This window comes from Butyricimonas paravirosa (genome assembly GCF_032878955.1).
GTDB classification, from domain to species: domain Bacteria; phylum Bacteroidota; class Bacteroidia; order Bacteroidales; family Marinifilaceae; genus Butyricimonas; species Butyricimonas paravirosa.
In genome coordinates this window covers 1,628,924-1,655,288 of the sequence record NZ_CP043839.1, presented here as the reverse complement: position 1 = coordinate 1,655,288, position 26,365 = coordinate 1,628,924, and the positions used below count along the sequence as shown (strand labels likewise).

Genomic DNA, 26,365 nt, shown 5'->3' with positions numbered 1-26,365 from the left:
GTTATTTCTTAGATGATGATGTTAAACCACAAACGCCTTCATAAATCCAGGCCGTATACTCACTCTCGCGCAACGTGTCTCCCCAGGCAATGGGCGACATCCCTTTCCATCTTTCGTTCAAGAAAGAAGCAAGATCTGCCTTGGCTCTATTCGTGCATACTTTATTCATATCGCTCATTAAACCGGCGGCACGACACGCACAAAGTTCTCCTTGGCAGGTTCCCATGCCAACGCGAGTTCTTCGTCTCAAGTCAACCAGATTGTTTACATCCAGCTCGTTTAAGGCGTATTTTGCCTCGCCAACAGAAACCTCTTCGCATTCACATATCAAGCTATTGTCTAATGGCGTATTTTCAGAAAAACGATCGGCCATATCCCCATGCCTGTAAATAGTCGAATTGCGTTGCGTAAGAGGTACGGATATAATTTTTTTGCTGATTTCTTCTATGCTCTCCCTTGAACCTGGAAGCTTTTCCGTGGCTGTCGTACAAATGGCTGAAAGGTTGAGTTTTTTACATATCAAATCTGTTGTCCACTCGGCCATTAACCGGTAGGTCATTAATTTCCCCCCCGTGATTGTGATAAATCCCTCCAACCCGTCACGGGTTGCATGATCCAAGAGCACGATTCCTCGACTTACACTTCGGCCGCTTGGATCGTTGTCGGACGCAACTAGCGGGCGCACTCCGGCATATGCTCTTAATATACGAGTTTGAGCCAGAATGGGTGCCATCTTTTCCCCTTCTCGTAACAGCACGTCAACCTCTTCCGGGGTTACTTTCATGTGATCAATTTCTTCAAAAGGTACTTTACTAGATGTTGTTCCAATGAGGCAGATCGTGTCGCCCGGAACAAGAATGTCAGCATCGGCTGGCTTGCGACACCTGTTCAAGACGATGTTGTTTACTCGGTGTCCAAAAATCAGTAATGCTCCTTTCGAAGGCAGCATATTTATATTAATATCCACAAGTTTTGCTATATTATGTCCCCAGATCCCTCCGGCATTGACAACAATAGTAGCATAATAGGATTTGATTTCGTTTGTTTTATGATCTAGAACTTTTACTCCAATCACCCGATTTTGCTCTCGTATGATCTCGATGACTTCTTGGTATGTGAGTATCGTTGCTCCATGCAGTTTGGCGTCCATCACATTGGATGCCGTCAGGCGAAACGGGTCCACGGCTCCATCCGGTACTCTTACCGCCCCGATAATATCCCGGTTTGCAGATGGTTCTAGACGTAATGCTTCTTTCGGGTCAATGATGTCCGCACGAATTCCCGCCTGCTTACATGCCTCGACAAATTTGGCCTGATAGCTGAGATCATCCTCGGGTAAACTGAGGAATAAACCATCTGTTTCTTCTACACAATGACTGGCAATTTTGCGGAGCGTCATATTCTCTTTGATACATTCTTCTGCGGACTCTTTGTCAGTCACGGCGTAACGGGCTCCACTATGCAATAAACCGTGATTTCTCCCCGTAGCACCGGTAGAGATGTCGAATCTTTCCAATAGAAGTGTCTTTATACCCCTGCGAGAGCAATCTCTGGCAGTTCCGGCGCCGGTAGCGCCACCTCCGATGATTATCACATCAAACGATTGTGTAGTTTCGTTCTGCTTCATGTGTATGAAATTTTATTTTTCACTACAAAGAAATGAATAAAACGAAACATATCAAAATTAAAAAGCAACTTTTTTACTAGAATCGAAACAAAAGAAAAGCATTTTAGTTTCGATTGAAATGAAGTAATCTGGAAAAAGAAACATGTGCAGATCTTGTTTCAATAGATTCTGAATTCCATATTAAGAAAACCGAAGGATATGATTATTATTTAATTCTTTGTGTTATAGAAATATATGTGAGGTAGTTATGCGAAGAATTGTTACTATAAATATAGTATGTGAATTTTGTGTATAATAAATAGGTATACCTGAGAAATACAAAGAGGAGACAAAAGCATAACGGGAAAATGCTTTGTCTCCTCACATCACCAACCGATTAACATACCCCAATTGCTTGGGGATTTCACCAATAATCGCTATATTTGTAACAAACGATGTACGAAGGTAATACAAATTTGGATGAAAACAAATTTATGTTGGATTATTTTCGACAAAGTAACATAATTTATAGTAATTCTAAATAACACGATATGTCATTTTCAGAAAGATTACAAAAGGTAATGGACGAGCAGGGGTACACAAAATATAAAGTAGCGAAAGCTTTACATATGTCTGCAACAACGATTTCCAACTACTTAAAGAATAAAACAAAACCAGACACCACAAAGTTGGAAGTGATGAGTCGTTTATTGGGAGTAAATCGAAGATGGCTTCTAACAGGTGAAGGTGACAAATATCGTAAGGGTAATGCAGCAATGACGGAAACTTCTGGAGATCTTTCTGTACGGGATAACGACGAACTCACGGTTCGCCATCTTGTAGAAATTGTAGACAAACAGGCGTCCTCATTACAAGCTAGAGATGAAGAAGTCAGAAAGTTAATGACAATGAATGAAGTCTTGTTAGGAAAGTTGACTATCTTGTTGGAAAAATTGTTTGAAAAGCTTTAAGCGTCATACAATATTGGATTATATAAACTCCCTGTAATTTATCTTTGCAAGATGAAATATAGAGATTGCATTTTTGTTTCCTTTCAAATATTGAAATATAATAAAGAGTTTGTTCAGTTACTTATCCGTTACCTTGATTTAGCAAGCTGCAAATATACTTTAAACAATTCTTGCACTTTAAGTTTTACTTTTTAGAGATGAAAGAATTGCTTTTTTATATGTACTCTTGAATGATAAATGATGCAAGAGTAAACTTCATTATATCTAAAATTTGTCAAATGGGAAGTGTTTACTTTATTTCAACTTCTTATCAATTATAAAAAAATTAAGAATTATGCGTAGTACATTCAAGTTGTTATTTTACGTCAAGCGTAACGTTCCCAAAAGTGATAACAGCCTACCATTAATGGGAAGGATAACTATAAACAAGGGAATTGTTCAATTCAGTCTTAAAATGAGTGTTCCCCCTGAATTATGGGATAGTAAGGCAGGGAAAGCCATGGGAAAAAGTGAGAAAGCGAAAGATATAAACCGGCAGTTGGAACAAATTCGGGTAACAATAAACAATCGTTATCAAGAAATCATACAAGCGGGTGGAGGTGTTACAGCAGAACAAGTAAAAAATGCTTATTTGGGAATTGGTATAAAGCAAGACATGTTTCTCAAGTTGTTCGCTTGGCATAATGAATTATTTGCTCGTAAGGTAGGTAACGGTCGAACCTTGAATACGTACAAAAAATATTGTAATCTTTATAAACTAATGCAAGCTTACATTCTGAAAGAATATAATCGTGAAGATATATCATTAAAGGAATTAAATCTCTCTTTTATTAACGGTTTCGAGCATTTTTTACGTACGGTCCGGGGGTGTTGTACAAATACAATTTGGTTGTATATGATCGGAGTAAAGCATATTATCTCCGTTGCACGAAATGAAGGTTTGCTTGTTGTTAATCCATTTGCAGGTTATATGATCAGTCCTGAACAAGTGGATCGGGGCTTTCTTTCGGAAGAGGAATTACAATTGTTAATGAAAGCCCCCATGAAAAATAAATCCTATGAGCTTGTACGTGATCTATTTGTTTTTGCGGCATTTACGGGATTAGCCTATTCCGATATTAAAAATTTAACTAAGAATAACCTGCAAACATTTTTGGATGGCCATTTATGGATCATCACGCGTAGGCAGAAAACAAATGTCGATTCGAATATCCGACTATTGGATGTGCCCAAACGAATAATTGCAAAATATGAAGGCAAAACCGGGGATGATCGTTTATTTGCCGTTCCAAGTAACTGGTCATGTAATAATATATTGAAAAACATCGGTAAACAATGCGGATTCAAGATTAAACTTACTTTCCACGTGGGACGCCACACCTTTTCAACTTCGCTTACATTGGCGAAAGGTATGCCCATTGAAACCGTAAGTCGAATTCTAGGCCACACAAATATAAAAACCACGCAGATTTATGCAAAGATAACGAACGAGAAGGTGAGCAGGGACATGGAACTTCTTTCACAGAAATTAGCTGGATTAGAAAAACAACTAACAGCGACAATCTAGGCTTGTCGTGAACAACAAAAAGGATGAATAAATTTTTGAGGTTTTATCCATCCTTTTTATGATACAAAATACAAGTTAGAATAGCTACTAAGGCATTACCTCTTTATCAATCGAATTTTATTAACATACTTGTATTTAAGTTATTAGGTGGTTGTAAATGGTTTTTACAATAAAAATCTAATAACATGTGGAATTTTTTAAAACCAGCACCTCACAAGGATTTATTACCGGAAGGTAAGATCGACTCGACTTACAAGAGCCTGCGTTGGCAGGTTTTCGTCGGCATCTTCATCGGTTACGCCGGCTATTACATCGTGCGGAAGAACTTCTCGATGGCGATGCCGTTTCTAACAGACCCCGCCGGACCTTACGGGTTCGACAAGGGATCTCTGAGTATCGTGTTGTCGTTGAACGCGGTGGCCTACGCCCTGTCGAAGTTCTTGATGGGGAGCGTCTCGGATCGCAGCAACGCGCGGGTGTTCCTTCCCCTGGGGTTGGTACTGGCGGCCCTGTCCATGATGTTCATGGCCGTGCCGATCGAGCTGTTCGGGGCAAGCACGACTTCCATCGTGATCATGGCGGTGTTGAACTTCCTGGTCGGGTGGTTTAACGGGATGGGATGGCCTCCCTGCGGCCGCGTGATGACTCACTGGTTCTCCGTGAAGGAGCGCGGGACGAAAATGTCTATCTGGAATTGCGCCCATAACGTGGGTGGCGCTCTCGTGGGCCCGATGGCCGTGTACGGGGCCATGTGGTTCGGGTCGTGGTTCTACGGGGTGGACAATTCAAAGTACTTTATCATTGGTACCTATATTTTCCCGGCGGCGGTGGCCCTGTTCGTGGCCCTGCTGGCGTACGTGTTGATTCGTGACACCCCGCAGTCCTGCGGGTTACCGACGATAGAGAAATGGCGGAACGATTACCCCAAGAATTACAGCGAGAAACAGGAAGAGGTCCTCACCACGAGAGAGATTTTCTTCAAGTACGTGCTGAATAACAAGATGTTGTGGTTTATCGCCATCGCTAACGCCTTCGTTTACATGGTTCGTTACGGTTGCCTGGACTGGGCCCCGACCTACTTGAAGGAGGCGCAAGGGTACGATATTAAAGAGGCCGGCTGGGCTTATTTCGCCTACGAGTTCGCCGCCATCCCGGGCACGCTTGTTTGCGGGTGGTTGAGTGACGTGGTGTTCAAGGGACGCCGCGCTATCACGACGATCATATTCATGGCCCTGGTGGCCTTGTTTATCTTCCTTTACTGGCAGTTCTCGGATAACTACATGATTGTCACGCTATCCTTGATCGCCATCGGTTTCTTCATCTACGGCCCGGTGATGCTTATCGGGGTGCAGGCGCTTGACCTGGCTCCCAAGAACGCGGCCGGGACATCGGCCGGGTTGACCGGGTTCTTCGGGTACTTCTTCGGGACGGCTATCCTGGCTAACGTGGTGATGGGATACGTGGCGGAAAGTTCATTCGGATGGGACGGGACGTTCGTGCTGTTACTGATCGCTTGCGCCTTGTCGATCGTCTTCGTCGGCTTTACTTACAAGGAGGAACAATACCTGGTGCAAAATAGAAAATAATGATGCCTTATTGAGGTGAAGAAATAGAATTATTCTGATCAACAATAAAAAATAAATTGTATGAATACAAAACATTTGACGAAAGGAATAGTGGTTATATTGTTGCTATTCATTACGTCCTCGATTTATGCGCAGACTTACCGGGAGATCAAGGGATGGTCAAAGGAAATTAATGAGAGAATTGAAACATTCTTGAATACGACTTTGACCATGAATATTCGTAAAGTAGCGGTATTCGACGGGGATGGAACTGTGATCGGGCAAGCACCGCACTATTTGGCGGATGAAGCTTTATATCGTTATGCCGATAAATATTATAAGGGCAAAAATGATAAAGTTTCCAAGGAAAAAATGGCTATTTTGAATCGGATGGTAAAAGACGGTAATAACGTGGGGAAAGTTTATGTCGAAGATCGTGCCCACTTTTTGGCGGGAATGACTCCGGAGGAAGTGGCAAAGTTGGGGTATGATTGCTATGTGGAGTCATATCAAGGAAAGTTTTACCCGGAAATGAAACAGCTTATAGCTAATTTGAAAGAGTATGGATTTGAGGTTTGGATATTGACAGCTTCTCCCGAGTTTTTATATCAAAAATTTTTATCAGAGGAATTGGGAATCCCTGAAGTAAATATTCTCGGGATGAAGTCTGTCGTGGTAGATGGGGTGTTGACAAATGAGATCGTGTTACCGATTCCGCAAGATGATGGGAAAGCGAATGTTATCCCGACTTTCATTAAAACTCGTCCACTTGTAGTAGGGGGGAATAGCCGGGGAGACATGGATATGCTAAACCAGTCTTGTGGTTTGAAGATTGTGGTAAACCCGGATGATAAAACTGTCCGAGGGCCGGAAGATGGTCCAATGCATGGTCTAACGGTGAAAGAGTACTGGGAAAAAGAAGGAGCCGTTATTGTTCGGTGCAATGATGTCCGAGATCCGAAAGTGCGTTTCCATACTTCGGAGTGGGGAATCAGAGAAAATGTGATTAATCCTAAAGAATAATTCTGTGAAGAATTATCCCGCATAGTTACAATAAACTTAATTTATGTCATTATGAAAAAAAACTATTTATTAAATGTATTGGTGTTATGTTGTGCCCTTTTTGTATGTACAATTGCCCGGGCCGAGTCTGATAAAGACGAACCTTCTAACACGAAAAGCGAGGTCGCGCAAGCCAATAACGACGACCTTACAAAACAAGTAAATAAACTTCTTTCGATATTGCCTAAATTCTCTGGTTATATTCAAACCGGTTATAACTGGGGGGACAAGAATGGGGACAACAGATCATCATTCCAATTGAAACGTATGCGTTTGATCATTGATAAAAAAGTTTCAAAAACCTTTGATTTTCGTGCCCAGTTGGAGTGTTTCTCCGGATCGGTTGATAATTCTGCCTACAAGAAAAAAGTGATCACGGTAATGGACGCTTTTGTTAACGCTCATATCACTGATGCTTTGCATTTCCGTGCAGGTCAATACTATTTGCCGCTTGGTTTCGAGAATTATGATATTTCCCCGTCTACTTTAGAGACCGTGGATTTCTCGAACATCTGTTATCGTATGGTGTGTCGTAATGCGATCTCTTCTGCAGATCTTATTGATTATGGTCGTGATCTTGGAGTGATGGCTTATGGAGACCTTTTCAAAAGCAGAGATCAAAAATTTAGCTATCTGAGTTATCAGTTATCATTGACGAACGGTTATCTCCCGACATTGAACGATGACAATAAATCGAAAGATTTTGTGGGTCGTATCACAATCCGTCCGGTAGAGAAATTGCGTATCATCGGTTGTTACAATTGGGGAGAATATAAAGGTTTGAACGAAAATGGAGATGCGAAGGATTATCTTCCGATGAATCGTTTTATCACCGGTGCTTGGTATTATGATCCGAATGGTCTTGACGTTCGTGCAGAATACGGCCATATTCAAAGTGATGATGCTAACGTGAAAGAAGATGGTTTTTATGTGCTTGCGGCGTATAAAATTGGTAAGTTCTTACCGGTTGTACGTTATGATATGTACCGTGACAAAGCAGCCAAGACTTCTGCAAACAACAAGGATAACTTCCTTTTAGGTTGTACCTATGAAATAATCAAGGATGTTAAGTTCCAGGTAAATTATACCATTTCGGCTTATCCTGATAAGGTAAAAGATGCTGGAACAAGAACCGGTACGGGTAATAGCTTGCAAATCATGTGTCTTCTTAAATTCTAATAATACTCAATCTTTTTACCAACAAATTAAATTATTGGATTATGAATAAATTATTTTTCGCTCTGGCATTACTTTTTGTAGGAATGTCTGCAAGTGCCCAACATCTGGGAACTGAGTATCGATTGAAAAGAGTTATTCCCGTGGCAGGACGTCAAGGAATTGCTATCGACAGTAACTATTATTATGTTTCCGACACCAAAGTTCTTTATAAGTATGATAAGCAAGGTAATCTTGTCATGAAGAACGATCAACCGTTCCAGAATCCTAAAATTGCTAACCACTTTGGTGATATTGACGTGTACAATGGAGAGATCTATTGCGGTATTGAGAAATTTGAATACGGACGTGGTTACAATATTGCCGTGTCAATTTATGACGCAGAGACTTTAAAATGGAAACGTGATCTTCCTTGGTCTCCTGAATCAGGACAGGTAGAGGTGTCTGGGCTTGCTGTTGATCGTGAGAAAAATATGGTTTGGATGTCTGACTGGGTGGATAGTCGTTACGTGTATTGCTATAGTCTTGAAACAGGACAATACTACACGAAAATGCAATGTCGTCCGACTCCCTACTGGTGCCAAGGAATCTTTATCGCTGACGGGAAAATGCTTTTCACTTCAGATGATGGAGAATCTTTATATAATATTCCTGATAATATTTATGTTGCTGACATTACGGAAGTGCATTTCACCGGTTTGCAGGAAGGAACTGAAGTGGTTAAAGATACTCCGTTCAGTGTGAAACTTGACAAAAACGGAAAGCCTGTAATGCGTAAAGGTAAAATTGCTGCAGGGGCAAAAGCCGGAAGAGTTGAGTTGTTTCGTGAGATGAGTGATTTCCGTCGTTCTGGAGAGATTGAAGGTCTTTCAATTGACCCGGTAAATGATGATTTGGTTGTTTTAAATAATCGTGGTACATTAATCGTTCTTGGTATGTCGCAAGGTCCGTTCAAGGAAGAAGGGTATACCGGAGAAATTCATGAACTTTATATCTACGAGAAAGTAAAATAATTTTTAGCGAAGGAATTTGAGTTAGAAATAGACGATCCCCGAAGGTTTTATAAAAAACTCTGGGGATCGTCCTTTTTTATGTTCGACTTTAGAAATCAAGAGTAGTTATTTTGGCAGATTACCATTTGAACCCTAGCTATTTAAATATAATAAAACAAAAAAGCAGCCAATTTATTGACTGCTACCTCTGAGCTGTTAATGGGATTTGAACCCATGACCTCTTCCTTACCAAGGAAGTGCTCTACCCCTGAGCTACAACAGCAACTTAAAAAAGAACTCACTCACTTTTCTTCCCTTCTTTTGAGCCTCTTGTCGGATTCGAACCAACGACCCCGAGATTACAAATCACGTGCTCTGGCCAGCTGAGCTAAAGAGGCATTTCCTAAAAGGGTAAGCTTACTATGTCGCACCGCTCAACCATCTACCCTTGCTGTCTTCCGACCCTGGGGGAGTTCGACAGGAGCTGGTCGCATAGGACTTACCCGGGCACAAAAGTACAAAAATCTTCTCAGTTACCAAATGTTTTCAGAGTTTTTTATAGACTAAATTTAGGGCCTATATTTAATATATTGGCTTATAGAAAGTTGTTTGTAAATGAATTTTAATCTTGTTATATAAAAATGTAGAATCATGTAACCTGAAGTGTGAAATTCGTGTATAAATACTAGAAAAAGAAACAAATATTGAGGACTAAACGATCCAAACAAGCGTATGCAGACAGAAAATAACATAACAGGAGCAGAGTTTTTATCTGATTTAAACGTTTTATTATCCACTAGCGTGGGTTTGAATAGAAACGTGAAGTTGGCATTAAAGAAACTGGGCGAACACGAGCGGGCCGATCAGGTTTATATCGTGAGTATTAATCACGATATGACATTTACCATATCGGAAGAATGGACCCGTACCGGGGAATCTGTTTTCCCGGAGTCAGGGGAGAAACGCGGTTTCTATTATGACCGGAAGTTAGAACAGGATTTAGAGAGGGACAATTATATATATATTCGGGATATAAATGACGTGACGAACGAGAGTTTGAAGAATATCATGCAGGCGACGGGGGTCAATTGTGCTATATTTTTACCCTTGTATATATCCAGTCATCTTTTTTCCTTTTTGTGCTTAAGCCGTTGTCACCACGAGGAACCGTGGTCGGGGGACGAGATTTCCTTTTTGGTACAGGTAGCCTCCGTGCTATCCGGAGCGCTCGAAAAAGAGTTGATTTTAAGAAAATTGGTGAAACATCATGCCTTGTATCAGGACTTTGTCGAAAACCGGGTGGATTACATTCTTCGCTTGAACCGGCATTTACATATCAGTTTCTCGAACAAGACATTTTATTCCTTATTCGGGGATAGTCCGGATGATATTATCGGGAGTCGGATCGGGGAGCTAATGACTGAAATGGATATTTCATCAAAGAAATTGGAGGAAGTGGTGAAGTTCCCCGAGGATTTGTTGACGTTTAATGCCAAGGTAATGCGTGATGATGAGGTGGTATTTATCGAGTGGTATGCTTATCCGGTCAGGTTAGATCGGGATCACACCGAAATTCACTTGGTCGGGCATGACGTGACTCGTTTCAAGGAGATGGAACGTGAATTAACATTGCTGAAAACTGAATTGCAAACTTTCTCCGAAACCATGTACCCGATGTGGAAATCAATCAAAGATAATTTATCGGGAGAGAACGAAATTGGTAATAATGAATCATTTGATAATTTAAGTCAAAAAGCTATGGCATTTAATAAGCTCTACGAGGAACTTTTATCAAAAATTGGTTATAAATTTGTGGCGAATGCATATAGATCATAGCGAATATACAATCCTTTTGGCTGACGATTCTGTTTCGAATTTGGAAAAGATGAAAAGCCTGCTGGCTGGAGAGAATTTTAAATTATTACCTACTCTGGAAGCGGACGAGGTATTTCTACTCGCGAAGTTGAGGCTACCGGATATGATTATTATTCGCTTGGCGCTAGAGGAAGGGAAGGGGGTTACGGTTGTCCGCCAGTTGAAACAGAGCGCCTTGACCAAGCAGATTCCGATACTCTACATGACGATCCCCAACCGTTATGAAGATTTCCGGAAGGTGGTCGATTACGAGGGGGTGGAGTTCGTTTCCCGGCCGTTGAGTAAAAGGGAGCTGATCCTTCGCATAAATAATCAATTGCTTTTACTGGAATCACAGCGTATCATCGAAAGGCAGAATGAACGTATTCAAAGCGTATCCCATTCTAAAGACAAGCTGTATTCTGTTATCGCTCATGATTTGCGGGCCCCGATCGGTACGCTTAAAATGATTCTTGAAGCGCTTGATCACCAGAAAGAGAAAATTCCGGATGATAATATAAAGAATCTTATCAAGATGTTGCAGGAGACTACGGATGAGGCTTTCTTGTTGCTGGAAAACCTGTTGTTATGGAGCAATAGCCGGAATGGATTATTACAGCCGTACAGGCAGGCATTTTCTTTCACGGAGGCGGCGAAAGAAGTGATCGTGTTGCAGGAGAATATAGCAGGGGCGAAGGGAATAAAGATTTACAATCATATTGATCGACCTTTTACCGGGTACGCGGACGTGAATATGATGAAGACCGTGTTGCGTAATTTATTATCCAACGCGATTAAATTCAGCTACACGGGGGGAAGGATTGATGTGGACTGTCGGGAAGAAAACGGGGAACTGACGGTAATTGTGAAGGATCGGGGGCAGGGAATCAGTGAGGAACATCAGCAAGGCTTGTTGGATGATGGATTACATTTTATTTCTTACGGGACGCAGAAAGAGAAGGGGAGCGGGTTGGGGCTACAACTCTGTAAGGATTTCGTGAGAATGAATCACGGGAAATTGTGGTTTGAATCGAAAGAGGGGAAAGGTACCACGTTTTATTTTTCCGTACCCGTGGGAGAGAGTTTATAAAGTATTACTTTACAAACTCTAGGACACTTGTTGTAACTGGCTGTTGCCGGATTTTAACGCCTTGTACATTTTTAGCGCCCCCCACGCATCGGTTGCCGCGTAATGTAATTGTGCAGGGGTCAATCGAGGGGCTTCCCAGTTTGACGTTCGTTGTCGTTTGGATATTTTCACCTTGAAAATAATCGACATTAATTTAGAGAATGACATCTCTTCTATGCCGAATGCCTTGGCAAATATTTGTAAATCCAGAAAGCTTGCCGGGATGAAATTGGCTAGTTTCCTAAGTCCCCGAATGTCATCGCGTATCCCGACACCGATTTTCATTATATTTTCATTGGCCAAAAGGTCCTGTAACGATTCGGACAGGCCGCATTTGTTCAAACGGAATAAGTATACCCGTTTATCGGTGGCCAGTTGTAACAGGCCTACCTGATGTGTTACCCCTTTCTTGAATGCCGGTTTGGTTTCCGTGTCGAACCCGATGTACGGGTAGGACGATAAATCGTCCACGGCCGCATCAACTTTATCCTCATGATCAATCACGATGATCTCCCCGTCAAACGTGAAGTTTGGTAATTCCTCTATTTCTTCCTCGCTGATCTTCGTCTTGTATTCCATGTCTATCTCTCTTACATGGAGTCGTCCGTGTCTACTACTTTATATATTGCCAGGTGTATCGCTCTTAATACACTGGTACACGCCTTCCCCCAGTATAATTCAAAACTGTTATTTAATTGCCATAATGCTTCCTCGATGACATCGATCATCCCACTGCGATACGCGGAAATGAAATTTTTCAAATCCTGGTAAATATCACAAAGTTTCTCGGAAATCGAGTTCACGACCGGAGTTTCGCTGTATTGCATGTTGTCGTCGAAAACCTCCAGATATTCGTCATTCTCGCCCAGTGTCCGGCTTAATGTCGCGAGCAAGGCGTTGTAATCCTCTTCGGTCACCACCTCTTCCATCATACCGAGGTTGTCACTTTCGCACGAGGGTAATAAGCTACCTTTCAGATAAATTAGCGGGATGAACTTTTGTAATTTCGAAAGCAATTCGCTGGCGTCTTCTTCGTGAGAGCCTTCCAGGTAACCGCAAAACTCTTTAGCAACGGCAACGAATTCAATGACCTCCCGGCGATATCCTATATGTTGTAAATCGTCCATAATCTTTTTTATTTTTCACCACAAAATTACCAAATATCTTAGACTATCCGTAATATGCGGGAAAGTTTTTCATGATTGTTCAATAATATGGAATAAAAAAGTGCGGCTACGTTCATCACGAAGTAACCGCACCGAGACTAGCAACAATCTACATTCACTATACTCCCTGGCTGTGACCCCGGGAATTCTCACTCTCTACCTATGCTAGCAATCTCTTTATTTCCCTTTTGATATTATCATCTGTCTGGTGAAATTGTACTATTGATACGCTTTGCAGGAAATATCGTTGTAGAATTCCCGTTAAAAATCGATAAGAATTGGGATTGTTTGTAGTCCTCGTGAAAAATAAGAAGAATTAGAATCTATTTTCTCGTCAGAATTATGGGAATTTTCCGGTTGTAGAGTGACAGTTGGGTACTATCGCCGCATACTCGCATCTTATCACTTGATGATAACCACCATTTTAAAGAGCGATAAGTAAAATTAATAGGAGGTGATTTCAATTTCGTCGTGCAACAAGGATGCCTCCGGCAAACATATGCTTATAAATGTTGTTCGTGCTAGTTGGTGGAAAATTATCAACTTCCATATATAAGTCAGTTTTTCAAATTTACCACCATGTATAAAAATGGGTGATAAACCTCATCATCTTCTAAAAGCTGATCCGTTGAAAATCCATCAAAGGCGCTTTTGAACAAATTTATTTTGTTCTGCTTTTCAGTTTGTGTAGAGAATCAAGTATAATCTAACCGTGAAGTGATCGAGAAACTACCTCTCGTTCGTTGCTTATTTAGAGCTTAATCGGGGCTTATTCTATCCGGGCTGCATGAGCCACGAGTAAGCTCTGAATCAGTTTCGAAAAAGAGGTATTTTCTCTCTTAATTCTCGGTAGGATTCCTATTACTTCTTTTATTTTAACGCGTACATGGGGAGCCGGATAATGATTTGGTTTATATCTTGGTTTACACAGGGCTTATTTTGCTTACATGAGGGGATAAAACCATGAAAATGGCCTGGAATGAAAAAACATCTACAAACGTAAGTGCTTTAAAATGAGAGCGGAAAATGGGACTCAAACCCGCAATTCCCAGCTTGGAAGGTAGTGTTCTCTCTTCGGCAATGTCCCTTACTTCGACAGAGCTATCACCGCTTTGCACTTATTTAAAATGCTCTTATTTTGTATCCAGTTTTAAACATTTGCTTTACCGATGTTGATTAATAATGTTGTCTAACTATCTAATTATAATCGTGTAATCGTTATTCTAAAAATGTGTTTTTCTTCTCCATACGTGTATGTTTTTCATGTTAATATTTACTCTACCGTAAGGCGACTTTAGATGAGTATATTGAATATTATAACAAAAAAAGAATTAAAACTCGATTAAATGAAAAGGGGTTGTCCCAAAAGTTATTTTTCAAACTCTCTTCCCCGATAAACAGAGGAAGAGTTGAAATGCTCTCTGTCTTCGATAAAAGTCACCAGCTCCTCCTCTGTTTATAGAGGAGGTGGCACGAAGTGACGGAGGAGTTTTTGGAGGATAAAATGACTTTTTGGATAGCCCCTTCGTCAAATAAATTGATAATTTTGTGTCCAACTTTTGGGGGGTATTTCAAATGTATATATCGACCAGAATTTTGTATTTTCCCACTAGATATAAACACTGATAATTTCTTACCTTTGTAATCAACTAAAAATATGGCAACATGAATAGCAAGTTGGTTGATTTATTAAAAGAAGTGGATTCATTGAAACTGCGGTTATCGTCCTTGCGTCCTTTACCCGTTGAGGCGTTAAAGAAAATACAAGATGCTTTGGATATAGAATACACTTACGAGAGCAACCGTATAGAGGGAAACACCCTCACTTTACAAGAAACAGCACTTGTCGTGAATGAAGGAATCACCATTTCTGGTAAATCCATGCGTGAACACTTGGAGGCAATCAATCATGCAGAGGCTATTGGCTATATAAAGGAGGTTGCTCAACAGGATATTGAAATAAGCCAAAGGACAATCAAGGAGATTCATGCACTTGTGTTACATGGCATAGATAGAGAGAATGCTGGAAGTTATAGAACCGTACCTGTAATGATCTCGGGTAGCACACACGTACCGTCTCAACCTTATTTGTTAGAGAAACTAATGGAAGATTTCATGCTTGCATTTCAAAGCATGGAAAAAGAAAATATTCATCCTGTTATTATCGCCGCTTACTTGCATGATGAACTGGTGAGGATACATCCATTTATAGATGGTAACGGGCGTACTTCTCGACTTCTGATGAATCTTTATTTACTGCAAAAAGGTTATACTATTGTTACTTTTAAAAGTGATAATGATATGAAGTTACGTTATTACAAGGCTTTGGAGGTTTCTCACACGGAGCAACAACATGATGATTTTTACTTGCTAGTTGCCGAAGCGGAAAAAGCTTCTTTGGAGAGGTATATTTCTATTTTAGAATGAAAAATAACTTCATTTGTTTTGCAAGAGTTTTTGATTTGTAATACAAGACATTAATGGTCGTATTCATGTTTGTTTTCGGTTAAACTCTTGGTTTAACTTTCAGTCGAAAACAGACATTAAAGCACCCTAAAACAGACTATGCTATTAAAACAAAAGAGAGTTAGAATTTAACTTCCAACTCTCTGAAATTCAATATTTCCTAGCGGAAAGAGGGGGATTCGAACCCCCGAAACCCTTTAGAGGTTTACACGCTTTCCAGGCGTGCCAGTTCAGCCACTCCTGCATCTTTCCAAATGCGGGACAAAGATAGAAATTATTTTTAATGAATGTGTATGTTTGGGATTATTTTTGATGTTAAATCGTTGTGAGTTGGAAATCAGTGAATAATATGCTGGATCCTTGCTTTGGCTTGCGGGTTACCGTTGGTGGTCTTGTTTTTCGGACGATCTATATATTTGTCGGTTACTTGCGTCGTATCCTTTTGAGTGTCTCGTTAGTAAGTTAACGGGAAGTCAACGGGAAGTTAACGGGAAATCAACGAGCGAATGCGGAGAACTTGTCACGGTTCTTTACTCGTCTTGTAATGGACAAACTAACGAGACTCCCAAGAAAGTATGCTACAATACAGGCGAGAGTGTGGTGAGTGAAATACGAAAAAAGCGGTCCCGTTCGGAGACCGCTATGTCAAGGAATCAAACTAAGATCACTTTTTTGGTGCGTGCTTCAGTGACCGATTGATTAAAAACATTAAATAATCGTAGTGTGCTTTTCGTATCAAGATTACTCACTCCTTGACCAAACAAATATAGTAATTTTTTATTATTCAACAATGCTAATTTCGTTTAGTAAATTTGACGCCCCTGCGTATTTGTCTATAATCCACAGAACAAAACGAATGTCAACGCATACACATTTATTATATTTCGGATTGTAATAAAGGTCTCCGGCCATGGATTCCCAGTTGCCGTCGTATGCCAAACCGATCAATTCGCCCTTGGCATTGATTACGGGGCTACCGGAATTTCCTCCCGTGATGTCGAGATCCGTGGCGAATCCAGTATAAAGTTTGCCGTCTTTATCGGCATAGCGTCCCCAGTCTCCTTTTTGGATAGCAGCCAAACAATCCGGGTTCAAGTCGAATTCCGGGTCGTTTTTCACGTATTTCTCCTTGTAACCGTCGATAGAAGAACGGCAATGATAAGTGACGCCGTCTTTCGGGGAGTAACCGCCAACCGTTCCGTAGGTAATTCGCATTGTCGAGTTCGCATCCGGGGGAAGTACAGTTCCCTTGTTCATTTCGACAAGAGCCTCCATGTAAAGCGTGCGTAAAGCACCTATCTTTTGGTTATTGTCTTTTAAATAATCACGCAGCTCGTAGTTTTTCGTTTGGGCTGATTTCGTGATCAGGTATGCCGGGTCTTTGTCGATTGTTTTTTGGTCAACCCCCTTGTCTAACCAAGCAAACAAACGGTCTTTTGTTGTTAGCACGGAATTTTTGTAAACATAGTCCGTTAATTTCTGGTAGTCACCTTTGAATTTTTTCACTAGGTTACCGATTTCTTCCGGGAAGAATTTCGGGTCGATATTATTCACGTATAGTTCGATCATGGCGGCGAAAACCTTGCGGTCAACCTGCTCGTCATAATCCTTGAAATATTGTTCGCAGAAATGTCTCAGGTTCTTGCATTGTGCGCAGTCTTTGTGTAGGACACAACATCCTTGTTTTTCCATGGCACTTTCGAATCCTTTAAAACGCATGGCGAGGCGGGTCAAGTCAGCCCCGTTTATGATAGCCTCCCGATGGTAGATAGCAGTAGCCATGTACGGAGCGGAGAATGCGTAGCAGGCTCGCAATTCCTCGACCAAATCACCGTATTTAGCTTTGCGTGCGGGGTCAGCGTTGATCCACGCGGTTAGTTTTGCCTCTTCGGCTGTTTTAAGGCCGACGACATTATATTTTTTTGTGTATTCACATTCACCGATGGCGTATTTCCAGTAGTTACTGTTCATGAAGTATTTGGAAGCGTATTGGATGTTGATCTTCTCGTCGGCATTCATGGCTTCCCGAAGGATAGCTAACTTCGTGTCCCGAACCTTGATCATGGCGGGATTCGTGATGTTAATTTTCTCGCTAACCCCGAATGATGGCGTGTAGCGGGCAGTTGATCCCGGGTAACCCAAGACCATGGCGTAGTCACCTTCCTTAATCCCGGCTACTGACACGGGTAGCACGTATTTTGGCGTGATCGGTTGGTTATCCGGAGAGTATTTGGCCGGGTTCCCATCCTTGTCACCGTATACCCGGTACATGGCAAAATCCCCTTTATGCTGTGGCCACGACCAGTTATCCGTGTCTTTCCCGAATGCCCCGAAACAAGTGGGGGGAGCTGCTACAAGACGTACGTCTTCGTACACTTTATAATAGAATAAATAATATTTGTTGCCTCGCAACATGGCCGCACACGAGGTCTCGTATCCTTTCTTCGCGTATTTCTTCTCGATCACGGAGTTGGCCCTTCTGGAAGTGTAGGGGGCCGTTTCGTCGTCTTTCTCGAAACTTTTCAGTACTTCCCGGTATTCGTCCGTGACGTCGATCACCCGGTCCAGAAACATGACCGTTTTGCCCGGAATACGGATTTCTTCGCCTTGATTCTTTGACCAAAAACCATTTTTCAAGTAATCATGTTCAAGACTACTCAACTTCTGGATGTCGTCGTAAGCGCAATGGTGATTCGTGATCATCAAGCCGTTTTTGGAGATCATACTTCCCGTGCAGCTTCCGAAATCTAGGGCCACGATAGCATCCTTTAAAGAAGGAACGGTTTCACTGTAGATTTCTTCAGCCGAGAGTTCGACTCCCTTGGCTTTCATTGCCTCGTAATTGGTTTGGGCCATAAGATGGATCAGCCACATTCCCTCGTCAGCCTTTACCGTGAAAGTGCTGCTTACGATTAAAAGGGTGGCAATAATACTTTTGATAAATGTTGTTGTCTTCATCCCGTTATTTTTTTGGTAATAATACGAATTCCATTTTATTTTTCTGTCCAAACACGGTTTTGGCGAATTTACGAATATCTGATGGTGTTAAACCATTCATCGTGTTTTCGTAATTCGTGAAATTGTCAATTCCGTATCGGTAATAGTCTGATAAAGTTTCCTGCCAATAGGAATTGGTGGAAATGTTTGTCTTGTAAAGTTTGTTGAAATAGCGTTGCGCATTTTCCAATTCGGAAGATGAGGGGCCATTTTTGACGAGATCATCGATTTCTTTCTGGACAATCTCCAGCATTTCGTCGGCCATGAAGGGGGCCGTGTCGAAATTCACCTCTATCGTGACCTGGTTTGTCGGGACAGCCTCTTCCGTGGCATTTACGCTGACGCTGTATGCTCCCCCTTTTTCCTCACGGATGGATTTCATGTATCTGTCCCGGAGAATATAGCGGAAGGCAGCCGAGAGAATTTTGTTTTCGGCGGAGTAGGGGAGTTTTGCCGTGTAAAGCACACTGATTGAAGCTTTGTCGGTTGTCAACTCTTTCTCGATATGCCGGATGATTTTTCCCTTGGCGTAACGCACGTGGTTATCTTTGTATTCCTGCTTTACCCCTGTTGTCGGTAGAGAGGCGATGTACGTTTCCACGAGTGGTTTTAATTTTTCTAAGTCAATGTCTCCCGTGAAAATGAACGTGAAGTCTCCGGCATTGGCAAAACGTTCTTGGTATATTTGTTTTGTCTTTTCGAAGGTGATCGTGTTTACTTTTTCAAGGGTCAGGCTTGTTTTCCTCGGGTGATGGTTGTATTTCACGCCTTGAACTTCTTGACTATACTCGGCTTTTGGGAGGCCCTTGCGATTATTTAGTGTACTTTTTATTTTTTCGATTTGATGGTTAAACTCTTGTTGGTCAAAGTTTGGTTCCGTGACATAAAGATGGATCATTTGCATCAAGGTTTCCAGGTCCCGTTTGGCCGCATATCCACTCAATGTTTCGTAATACTCCCCGATTTCCGGCGTGAGGGAGATGACTTTGCCGACATTAATTTGTTTTAAATCGGTCCGGGAGAAATTCTTCACTCCCATGAGCTGGCAAAAATTGTTGGCCATGAATCCGTTGGCAAGTTCTTCTTCCGGTAGAGTGGAAGTCCCTCCTTTGCTAAATCCTTTGATGTCAACAATGTCTTTTTTGTTCGGGTATGATTTTATGATGACCTTTGCGCCGTTTGAAAGAGTCCATTCGATAGTACCCATCGTGTCATTTTTCTTCTCTTCCAGAATGTTCCCGGCTTCTGGAGTCTTCGTGATTAGCCGGGTGTCTTTCAGTGTCCGGTGGACATAAGGTGCGATGTTTTGGTCTTTGGCGTTTCGGACGGTGGCGATTAACTCTTGTTCGCCGGGATAACTGATGTTTTCTCGCCGGGGACCGAGTATCGTGATGAGTATGTTGTCATCAGAGAACATCTCTAGGGCTGTACGGTTCAGTTCCTCTAAGGTCAGATTTTGTAGCGTGAAGACTGACATCTTTTCTAAGAACTCATTCGGCGGGATTGGGGTTCCCGTGGTGAAATGGGCCAAACAGGCTTTCACCATATCTACGCTTTTGAGGTTCTTTCTCTGGTTCATCTGGAGTTTAACTGATTTAAGCATGTTGGCTTGTAGTTCATTGAACTCCTCCGGGGTAAATCCGTACTTTTTTACTCTTTCCACTTCGATAGCCAGTTCGTTCAAGGCTTCATTGACTTTATTGTCTTTCACGGCTCCCATGATGAATACCATCTTTTTGTCGGGTGTTAAGTCCGTGTAGTTGACTGATCCCTGACGGATATAAGGATTACCTTGAGTGGCTTTGTTGATGATTCTTTTTTTGAATAATTCCGACACAAAGCTTCTTTCCAAGTCGGTTTTGTAGGCCTTCACCGTTTGTCTTTCGCTTGGAGAAGGAAGATCCAGTTTATACATGAGTCTGACTACCATGGCACCGGCATCCGGATCGGTCGAGATACCAACGAGAGGCTCCCGGTTGTCGGGAACCGAATACACTTCTTTTTGTACCGGATGCTGTGCTTTAGGTAGTGGTGATAGAATTTTCTTAATTTTATTTTCCATCATGTTCACGTCAAAATCACCGATCACGATCACGGCCTGCAAGTCGGGCCTGTACCATTTGTGGTAAAAATCCAACAAGGTCTGACGTTTGAAGTTCATGATGATATTTATGTCCCCGATCACGTTACGTTCGGCATACTTCGAATGGTTGTACATCACGGGGTTCAGTTGTTCCGACAGGCGCATACGGGGGATGTCCCGGGTTCTCCACTCTTCCCGAATAACCCCTCTTTCTGCCTCGATTTCAGCCGAGTCACAGGTGATGTAACTGGACCAATCGTGAAGCATCAACAACACGGTATCGATGATCGTTTCCCGAATTAAGGGAACTTCGGAGATATTGTATGCCGTCACGTTTCTGGACGTGAAAGCGTTCACGTTGGTGCCGAATCGTACACCGATGCTGGCAAGGTATTCCAACATGGTTTTCTTCGGGAAATGCTTTGTTCCGTTAAAGGCCATGTGTTCCAGGAAATGGGCTAAGCCGTTCTGGTTATCCTCTTCCTGCATTGCGCCCACGTTATGAACAATATAGAATTCACCCCTGTTTTTGGGATTCTCGGAGTGGCGAATGTAATAGGTCAGTCCGTTATCCAACTTCCCGATCCGTATATCGGGATCCATCGGAATTGTTTGGTCTGCACCGATGTCCTGCGCCACCAGGGGACTGATGATCAGGGTGAATAATATGGTGTAGATGATGTATTTTATCATGGTGATTTACAATTTGTATGGGTATAAGTCTCGCGGGGTAATCCAAACGGATTACTCTGACAAGATAAAAGCATAAAAAATGATTTCAAGTTTTCCGTGGAGGATGTGTTAAAAGTCGTATTTGTATTTATCAACTACCCCCACTAACTCTCCCTTGCACAGGGGGAGAAAACGCTTGGTAATCAGCTCTCCCCCTGTGCAAGGGGGAGCTGGTGGGGGTAGTTTTTAAAATTGACTTTTTGGAAGCCCCACGAAAACGGTTGTTCATTCAACGGTTTTACCCGGTGTTTTAAAGGTTAGAGTAGCATCAATCTCTTTGGTTGTCCCGTTCGTGTAATGGATTTTCCATTTTGGGGTTTGAAGAATCTCCCAGATTTTTTCATCATCCAGAACCTCTTTCACGTACGTGATTCGGATAACCGGGATGTCACCGTTCAGAGCCGTGGCGAATTCCATCACTCCATCTTGAGTTGAAAGGAAACTTCCCAAATAGGGAACCTGACGCTGAACTAACGGTTTATCCAATCCCGGATAGGGCATCTCGTAAACTGCCGTGGCGGCGTCTTCCCCGTATTTCTTCAAGGCAATTTGAAAACGAGATTTGGTTGCCGGGAACATCATCTCGAGGAATGCCTGACGACCGATCGTGTCCACTTGATTCGAGATGTTTACCAGTTCGTAGTCACATTCGATCTTCTTAACTCCACCACCATGCACCGGCATCTCGAATTCACGGGTTTCGACGATACTTCTTAATTCTTTTTTATCAATCGGTTTATTGATGTCCATGAATAATTTCACTCTTACCGGGCAGTCATATTCGGTTTGTATTCCATAGAAACCTTCTTTTTCACGGATGATGTTTCCTAGGAACGTCACGTCCATTTGGTCGAATAGTTTTTCAACGCCTAAGGTGATTATTTTTAATTGTTCCACTCCGGCAGGAGGCGTATTCAGTTTCCGTTTTACCGGGGTAAACATGGCGTTCTCTACTTTTTCTTTACTCGTTTCACTCGGGTCATAATAAACCACGACGGCGAATCGATTCACGTAAGTCGTTACCCCGTAAACTCCCGGAACGTTTTTCATTCGTGCGGCAAATGCCTTGGAGCTACCGAAACATTTCACGGTTCTCATGCCGTCGCGTTCGAAGGATTCCAAGTGTTCCAATTTTGCCGGGTCTCCCCAACGTTCATCTATAGTCGGCAATTCCCAATGGGTACCCATCCACAGCCCGACGAAGAAGAGAACAACGACTAGAATTGCGGGTAACCATCGGAATGCCGGTTTACGGTTTATCTGTAAAGCATTTTTATTACATGCTCCCATACATTCGCCACATAAGGTACAATCGATGTCTTTCACGACTTTCAGATTGGCCACGTCAATTTGTTGCGGGCATTTTTTGCTACACAAACCGCAATGGTTACATTTCTCGTCATCCCGAGTGATGCGGAGTAACGGGAATACCTTGCTTTCGTGGTACACGATTTCGAAGATATAACCGATCACGCAGCTTGCACCGAGTAACCAGTACCATTGCATCGGTAGGCCGAAATAGCCTAGAATTAATGAAAGTATCAATAAGCCTAGGAACGTGAGCGTGAATTTGAACACGTTGCTCAACGCTCCGAGCGGGCAGATGTATTTACACCAGAACATATTGATGAACAAGTTGCCTAGAAATAGGCAAGCGATGGAAATTAACGCCATCCACGCGGTAAGTTCGCCTTTGAATCCGGTTGCGATAGCATAGTACGGGTCAAAGTTCTTACAGAATAGTTCGCTGCTTGAAATCGTCATGTAGAATATCCAGAATAACAGGATATACTTGATCGCTCTTAAAATTTTGTCGACGACTGAACCCGTGGTGATGTTGATGTTTATCTTCATCTTTTTGCGTAAAACGGCCATCCATTCTGTTACCGTGCCTAAGGGACAGAGATAACCGCAGAACAGTTTACTGAAAAGAATAACGCCGATTGCCAGGGTTACCCCCATCATGATCTGTACGATCGACATGCTACATGCCAGTGTGTTTGAATTCAAGTAGGTTACGAGAGATTGCAGTCCCCCGAACGGGCAATAGGCCTCGACGTCGGCTGGCGCTCCCCCGAAAAATACTTTCAGAATAAATCCGGCAATGACCGCAATTACACCCAATTGCAGTACATGTCTCCATAAGTTTTTCTTAATCTTGCTCATTTCTTTTTTGATATTTGTTGTTTTTGATCCCCTAGAATGATAGTCCTATCGTGGCTTGCAACGTTGTCCAGTCTTTACCGTCATACAGGCCGCTGGTGGACTTTTTGTAATTGACATTGCCGATAGCGTACAAGTTCATTCCTTTTTCCTTGTTGAGGAAATAAGTGTAGCGAACGTTTACTCCTCCGGCTATTTTGTCCGATGTGATATACTCGAATTCCTGTTCCAGTAAATCTTTCCGTTGCGGGTATTCGTCGATATTCGGTAAGACGGTTTCGGATTCCTGTTTCATTTTTAACATCGTGCCTCCCCCGATGGTGTAGGCCCCGTTTATGCCGCAATCCAACATTCCTTTTTTGAAAAGGAAATTCTTCTCGAATGAAAGATAACCTTCCGTGTTTCTCAATATTTGTTGGAATTTAGCCGGATATAGACGATATACCCTTTCGGCGTAAAAGCCTTTAGCCCCGATTTGTGCGTTCCAGCAACTGTTATACGCGGTGCGATTGCGGAACAGGTTATAGTTTGCGTCATAAACGGTAGACTCGATGGAAGATTTATTCTTTTTCCCGAATTGTGTCCAGGTACTATTTTGGTTTATGACTTCCTTTTGCTGGATGTTCTCGTAGCCTAACATATTGGAGAAATCGGCTTGCAGGTTAATGTAGTGGTTGTACTTTTCTCCGCTGACGTTGAAGGCTCCGGTGTAATTGTATGCGCGTTGTTTCATTTCGCCTCCGCGCTCTTTGTTATAATTCGCCTTGAAAATCTCCTGTTTCTTTTCCAGCATGGAGAATTGGTTAAAGAATCGGGTTCGGTGGGTATGGAATTCCACTTGTGCGGCGCCTCCTAGCGCTTCATCCCGAATGTCCCGGATGATGCTTACGCTTGAACTTACCTGTTCCGACGTGTAGAACCATAATCCCTCGACGGAAAGAAGTTCCGGTGTTCGGCCTGTTCCGATTGTCCTGATGTCAATGTTCTCCGTCTCTTTCTGGTAAATGAAGTTCAGTCCCAAGTTCAAGTATTTGGAACGGTAAACCACTCCCGGGTACACTTTTAGGTTCATGTACGTGTTCTTGTTTCGGGCGTCTTTCTTCTTGGCATTACTGGCGGTCAGGTAATCGATTTTGGCCCCAATACTCCAGCGCTTTCCAATCATATAACCGATTCCACCTTCCAAGATGTAAGTTTCCATAGTCTGACGTCCCGGCATACTGTCTGCAAAGAATATTGGGGAGCGGTACGGGTTGATAACGTTACACCATCCCATTTTCAGGCGGTTCATGTAGTCAAAACTGAACTTCCCGTAGAAGAATACTTTATTCAATCTTCGGAAGGATTCTGTTTGCAGGTTCGTTTTATTGAATGCCGTGGGGGCGTTTACATTTCTGAGACTACCTTTTCCATATTGAAAATCGACTTCTACGATGGTGAAATCCTGATTTTCGTTGAATGTTAATCCAGCGTAGTTTAAAGACTTCGTCCAAGGATTGTTCGCTTTGACCCGATCCATTCGGTAAAAAATCTTCTCGTTGTCTTGGGTTTGGGCATTTACTGCCGACATCCCGGCAATGAGTAGGCCCAGACCAAGTGTATATATTTTTTTGAATTTCATAATCTTCATTTTTAGATACAGTTTGTCTATCTGTTTTTTAATGTATTCGGAACGACTTCGAAATCCTCGCTGGAATTGTTGGAGTCCATGTATATGGTCCTGCCATCGACAACTTCATCTACTTTTCTGCAAACGGAATTGCCCAGGTAACTTGTCGGTATATAGGTGAATCCGGCATCTATATTGTTGGGAATTCGTTTGTTGGCTTTGCTGGCACTCGTCACGCATTCAACTCCATCGATTACCCAATCTTTGTGAATCATTAGGAATTTTTGAGAGGCGTTGGGTTTTACCGGATCCAGTTGAAGATTTCCGGGATCTTCGGCGTAAGCCTGTGCACTTTCAGCTACGGTGGTCGGAATTTTGAATATCACCATGGCCGGGCCTGTCAAACTGATCGTGAATGCTGTGCCACTATTTCTCCAGAGCATTTTTAAGGGTTCAACTCCCGGAGCGGGGACGGATGCTCCTGTTAACAGCGGGTCCCAGAATGCAAAATCGGCTTTGGAAAGATCCACGGATTGCGAGGCGATATCCACGTGATTGATGGCATTAAGCGCGATAATCGTTTCTTCCCCGGGTTGTAAGGGGTAGTCTGTACCTGTTCCGGGGAATTGCCATGCCATCATGAATAGCGGAATTTCATCCCATAAACTTCCGTCCGGTTTGGTGAAGTTACTTGGACTGCTACTTGTGACAGGGTTTACGGTTCCTATACAAAGACTATCCAGGTAGGCGATTTCGTCGGAATTGTTGTAGATTGACATGTAAGCGTCTTTCGTGTAATTCGTTCCGTCATCTTTTTTACAGGCTGCGTAGTAAATCTCTTTGATGATTAATTGCTGTAATTTGGCGTGAGTTAGGTTTATCGTGTAGGTATCCCCATCTTTTGTTCTTTCACTCAGTACAATTCGCTCCATTCTCCCGTTAAAGATGTCGATGGTGTTTTCTCCCCTTTCCCGGTGTTGAGCTACTGCCTCGTAGAAACCGTATTCTACATTGAACGTGGCGATACCGGAGGCATCACATTTGCTCGTGTAGGTCAGACCTGACGTAGTACTGTATAATTTCACATCAATCCCTTCCGGGCTGGTATTTTCAAAACCTTCCGGCATGTTCACCTTGATCAGGGCTCCGATACTCATTTTTTCTTCTTTCAGACATCCCGTGAAAAGGAATACGACCAGAAGCGTAAGTATATGATATGTTTTCATC

17 protein-coding genes, 3 tRNA genes, 1 other RNA gene and 1 pseudogene are annotated in these 26,365 nt (G+C 42.4%); 10 read left to right on the top strand and 12 right to left on the bottom strand.

What is annotated here, in order from left to right; all coding sequences use genetic code 11:
- Position 1: 1 nt before the first annotated feature.
- Positions 2-1,627, bottom strand: coding sequence for an anaerobic glycerol-3-phosphate dehydrogenase subunit A (gene glpA, locus F1644_RS07000; protein ID WP_118305835.1), 1,626 nt, complete (start codon positions 1,625-1,627; stop codon positions 2-4).
- 530 nt (positions 1,628-2,157) lie between these two features.
- On the opposite strand from glpA, the gene F1644_RS06995 reads away from it, so the two are divergent.
- The 6 genes from F1644_RS06995 (at position 2,158) to F1644_RS06970 (ending at position 8,960) form a co-directional block, all read left to right on the top strand.
- The gene (locus tag F1644_RS06995) at positions 2,158-2,577 is read left to right on the top strand and encodes a helix-turn-helix domain-containing protein (protein ID WP_118305834.1); all 420 of its coding nucleotides are present in this window, start codon (positions 2,158-2,160) and stop codon (positions 2,575-2,577) included.
- A gap of 334 nt (positions 2,578-2,911) precedes the next feature.
- The gene (locus tag F1644_RS06990; RefSeq protein ID WP_118305833.1) at positions 2,912-4,144 is read left to right on the top strand and encodes a site-specific integrase; all 1,233 of its coding nucleotides are present in this window, start codon (positions 2,912-2,914) and stop codon (positions 4,142-4,144) included.
- A gap of 185 nt (positions 4,145-4,329) precedes the next feature.
- Positions 4,330-5,730: a phosphoglycerate transporter protein PgtP gene (pgtP, locus tag F1644_RS06985; RefSeq protein ID WP_317147148.1), complete on the top strand. Its 1,401-nt coding sequence runs from the start codon at positions 4,330-4,332 to the stop codon at positions 5,728-5,730.
- A 60-nt stretch (positions 5,731-5,790) separates the two neighbouring features.
- Positions 5,791-6,732, top strand: a complete 942-nt coding sequence (locus F1644_RS06980; RefSeq protein ID WP_118305707.1) for an HAD family hydrolase — start codon at positions 5,791-5,793, stop codon at positions 6,730-6,732.
- Positions 6,733-6,783: 51 nt separating this feature from the next.
- Positions 6,784-7,950: a porin gene (locus tag F1644_RS06975; RefSeq protein WP_087421615.1), complete on the top strand. Its 1,167-nt coding sequence runs from the start codon at positions 6,784-6,786 to the stop codon at positions 7,948-7,950.
- A gap of 41 nt (positions 7,951-7,991) precedes the next feature.
- The gene (locus F1644_RS06970) at positions 7,992-8,960 is read left to right on the top strand and encodes a YncE family protein (protein WP_087421616.1); all 969 of its coding nucleotides are present in this window, start codon (positions 7,992-7,994) and stop codon (positions 8,958-8,960) included.
- A 190-nt stretch (positions 8,961-9,150) separates the two neighbouring features.
- On the opposite strand, the gene F1644_RS06965 is transcribed toward F1644_RS06970, so the two are convergent.
- The 3 genes from F1644_RS06965 to ffs all read right to left on the bottom strand — a co-directional run bounded on the left by F1644_RS06965 (position 9,151) and on the right by ffs (position 9,444).
- Positions 9,151-9,222 (bottom strand) — tRNA-Thr (locus F1644_RS06965).
- Between the two features lie 41 nt (positions 9,223-9,263).
- Positions 9,264-9,337 (bottom strand) — tRNA-Thr (locus F1644_RS06960).
- Between the two features lie 8 nt (positions 9,338-9,345).
- Positions 9,346-9,444: signal recognition particle sRNA small type (gene ffs / locus F1644_RS06955), an RNA gene on the bottom strand.
- A gap of 227 nt (positions 9,445-9,671) precedes the next feature.
- Here ffs and F1644_RS06950 point away from each other — a divergent pair.
- Both F1644_RS06950 and F1644_RS06945 read left to right on the top strand, forming a co-directional pair.
- On the top strand, positions 9,672-10,775 hold the full coding sequence (locus F1644_RS06950; RefSeq protein ID WP_118305708.1) for a PAS domain S-box protein: 1,104 nt from the start codon (positions 9,672-9,674) through the stop codon (positions 10,773-10,775).
- Positions 10,759-11,883 carry a hybrid sensor histidine kinase/response regulator gene (locus F1644_RS06945; protein WP_118305709.1) on the top strand — a complete coding sequence of 375 codons (1,125 nt, stop codon included), beginning with the start codon at positions 10,759-10,761 and terminating at the stop codon, positions 11,881-11,883. The genes F1644_RS06950 and F1644_RS06945 overlap by 17 nt, the downstream gene beginning before the upstream one ends.
- A gap of 18 nt (positions 11,884-11,901) precedes the next feature.
- On the opposite strand, the gene F1644_RS06940 is transcribed toward F1644_RS06945, so the two are convergent.
- Both F1644_RS06940 and F1644_RS06935 read right to left on the bottom strand, forming a co-directional pair.
- A complete protein-coding gene (locus F1644_RS06940) occupies positions 11,902-12,501 on the bottom strand; it encodes a 3'-5' exonuclease (protein WP_087421625.1) in 600 nt (199 codons plus the stop codon).
- 11 nt (positions 12,502-12,512) lie between these two features.
- Positions 12,513-13,049: a DUF5063 domain-containing protein gene (locus tag F1644_RS06935; protein ID WP_118305710.1), complete on the bottom strand. Its 537-nt coding sequence runs from the start codon at positions 13,047-13,049 to the stop codon at positions 12,513-12,515.
- Between the two features lie 1,333 nt (positions 13,050-14,382).
- Between F1644_RS06935 and F1644_RS22730 the strand changes: the two are divergent.
- Both F1644_RS22730 and F1644_RS06930 read left to right on the top strand, forming a co-directional pair.
- A pseudogene (locus F1644_RS22730) lies at positions 14,383-14,550 on the top strand (IS3 family transposase); the annotation flags it as partial.
- A 203-nt stretch (positions 14,551-14,753) separates the two neighbouring features.
- Positions 14,754-15,515, top strand: coding sequence for a Fic family protein (locus tag F1644_RS06930; protein ID WP_118305712.1), 762 nt, complete (start codon positions 14,754-14,756; stop codon positions 15,513-15,515).
- A gap of 203 nt (positions 15,516-15,718) precedes the next feature.
- On the opposite strand, the gene F1644_RS06925 is transcribed toward F1644_RS06930, so the two are convergent.
- From F1644_RS06925 to F1644_RS06900, 6 genes are all read right to left on the bottom strand, one after another.
- Positions 15,719-15,806: transfer RNA gene (locus F1644_RS06925), tRNA-Ser, on the bottom strand.
- 528 nt (positions 15,807-16,334) lie between these two features.
- Entirely contained in the window at positions 16,335-18,512 is a 2,178-nt protein-coding gene (locus F1644_RS06920; RefSeq protein WP_118305732.1) for a S46 family peptidase, read from the bottom strand.
- 4 nt (positions 18,513-18,516) lie between these two features.
- On the bottom strand, positions 18,517-21,327 hold the full coding sequence (locus tag F1644_RS06915; RefSeq protein ID WP_118305713.1) for a M16 family metallopeptidase: 2,811 nt from the start codon (positions 21,325-21,327) through the stop codon (positions 18,517-18,519).
- A gap of 264 nt (positions 21,328-21,591) precedes the next feature.
- Positions 21,592-23,532 (bottom strand): 4Fe-4S binding protein, encoded by a 1,941-nt coding sequence (locus tag F1644_RS06910; protein WP_087421629.1) that lies wholly within the window; start codon positions 23,530-23,532, stop codon positions 21,592-21,594.
- Positions 23,533-23,563: 31 nt separating this feature from the next.
- Positions 23,564-25,150 carry a DUF6850 family outer membrane beta-barrel protein gene (locus F1644_RS06905; RefSeq protein WP_147344519.1) on the bottom strand — a complete coding sequence of 529 codons (1,587 nt, stop codon included), beginning with the start codon at positions 25,148-25,150 and terminating at the stop codon, positions 23,564-23,566.
- 26 nt (positions 25,151-25,176) lie between these two features.
- Positions 25,177-26,364 (bottom strand): DUF4876 domain-containing protein, encoded by a 1,188-nt coding sequence (locus F1644_RS06900; protein ID WP_087421631.1) that lies wholly within the window; start codon positions 26,362-26,364, stop codon positions 25,177-25,179.
- Position 26,365 lies beyond the last annotated feature (1 nt).

What these genes read in the sequence shown, in the direction of transcription:
- glpA (WP_118305835.1), bottom strand. Translation starts at nt 1,627, where the DNA reads ATGAAGCAGAACGAAACTACACAATCGTTTGATGTGATAATCATCGGA.
- F1644_RS06995 (WP_118305834.1), top strand. Translation starts at nt 2,158, where the DNA reads ATGTCATTTTCAGAAAGATTACAAAAGGTAATGGACGAGCAGGGGTAC.
- F1644_RS06990 (WP_118305833.1), top strand. Translation starts at nt 2,912, where the DNA reads ATGCGTAGTACATTCAAGTTGTTATTTTACGTCAAGCGTAACGTTCCC.
- pgtP (WP_317147148.1), top strand. Translation starts at nt 4,330, where the DNA reads ATGTGGAATTTTTTAAAACCAGCACCTCACAAGGATTTATTACCGGAA.
- F1644_RS06980 (WP_118305707.1), top strand. Translation starts at nt 5,791, where the DNA reads ATGAATACAAAACATTTGACGAAAGGAATAGTGGTTATATTGTTGCTA.
- F1644_RS06975 (WP_087421615.1), top strand. Translation starts at nt 6,784, where the DNA reads ATGAAAAAAAACTATTTATTAAATGTATTGGTGTTATGTTGTGCCCTT.
- F1644_RS06970 (WP_087421616.1), top strand. Translation starts at nt 7,992, where the DNA reads ATGAATAAATTATTTTTCGCTCTGGCATTACTTTTTGTAGGAATGTCT.
- F1644_RS06950 (WP_118305708.1), top strand. Translation starts at nt 9,672, where the DNA reads ATGCAGACAGAAAATAACATAACAGGAGCAGAGTTTTTATCTGATTTA.
- F1644_RS06945 (WP_118305709.1), top strand. Translation starts at nt 10,759, where the DNA reads ATGCATATAGATCATAGCGAATATACAATCCTTTTGGCTGACGATTCT.
- F1644_RS06940 (WP_087421625.1), bottom strand. Translation starts at nt 12,501, where the DNA reads ATGGAATACAAGACGAAGATCAGCGAGGAAGAAATAGAGGAATTACCA.
- F1644_RS06935 (WP_118305710.1), bottom strand. Translation starts at nt 13,049, where the DNA reads ATGGACGATTTACAACATATAGGATATCGCCGGGAGGTCATTGAATTC.
- F1644_RS06930 (WP_118305712.1), top strand. Translation starts at nt 14,754, where the DNA reads ATGAATAGCAAGTTGGTTGATTTATTAAAAGAAGTGGATTCATTGAAA.
- F1644_RS06920 (WP_118305732.1), bottom strand. Translation starts at nt 18,512, where the DNA reads ATGAAGACAACAACATTTATCAAAAGTATTATTGCCACCCTTTTAATC.
- F1644_RS06915 (WP_118305713.1), bottom strand. Translation starts at nt 21,327, where the DNA reads ATGATAAAATACATCATCTACACCATATTATTCACCCTGATCATCAGT.
- F1644_RS06910 (WP_087421629.1), bottom strand. Translation starts at nt 23,532, where the DNA reads ATGAGCAAGATTAAGAAAAACTTATGGAGACATGTACTGCAATTGGGT.
- F1644_RS06905 (WP_147344519.1), bottom strand. Translation starts at nt 25,150, where the DNA reads ATGAAATTCAAAAAAATATATACACTTGGTCTGGGCCTACTCATTGCC.
- F1644_RS06900 (WP_087421631.1), bottom strand. Translation starts at nt 26,364, where the DNA reads ATGAAAACATATCATATACTTACGCTTCTGGTCGTATTCCTTTTCACG.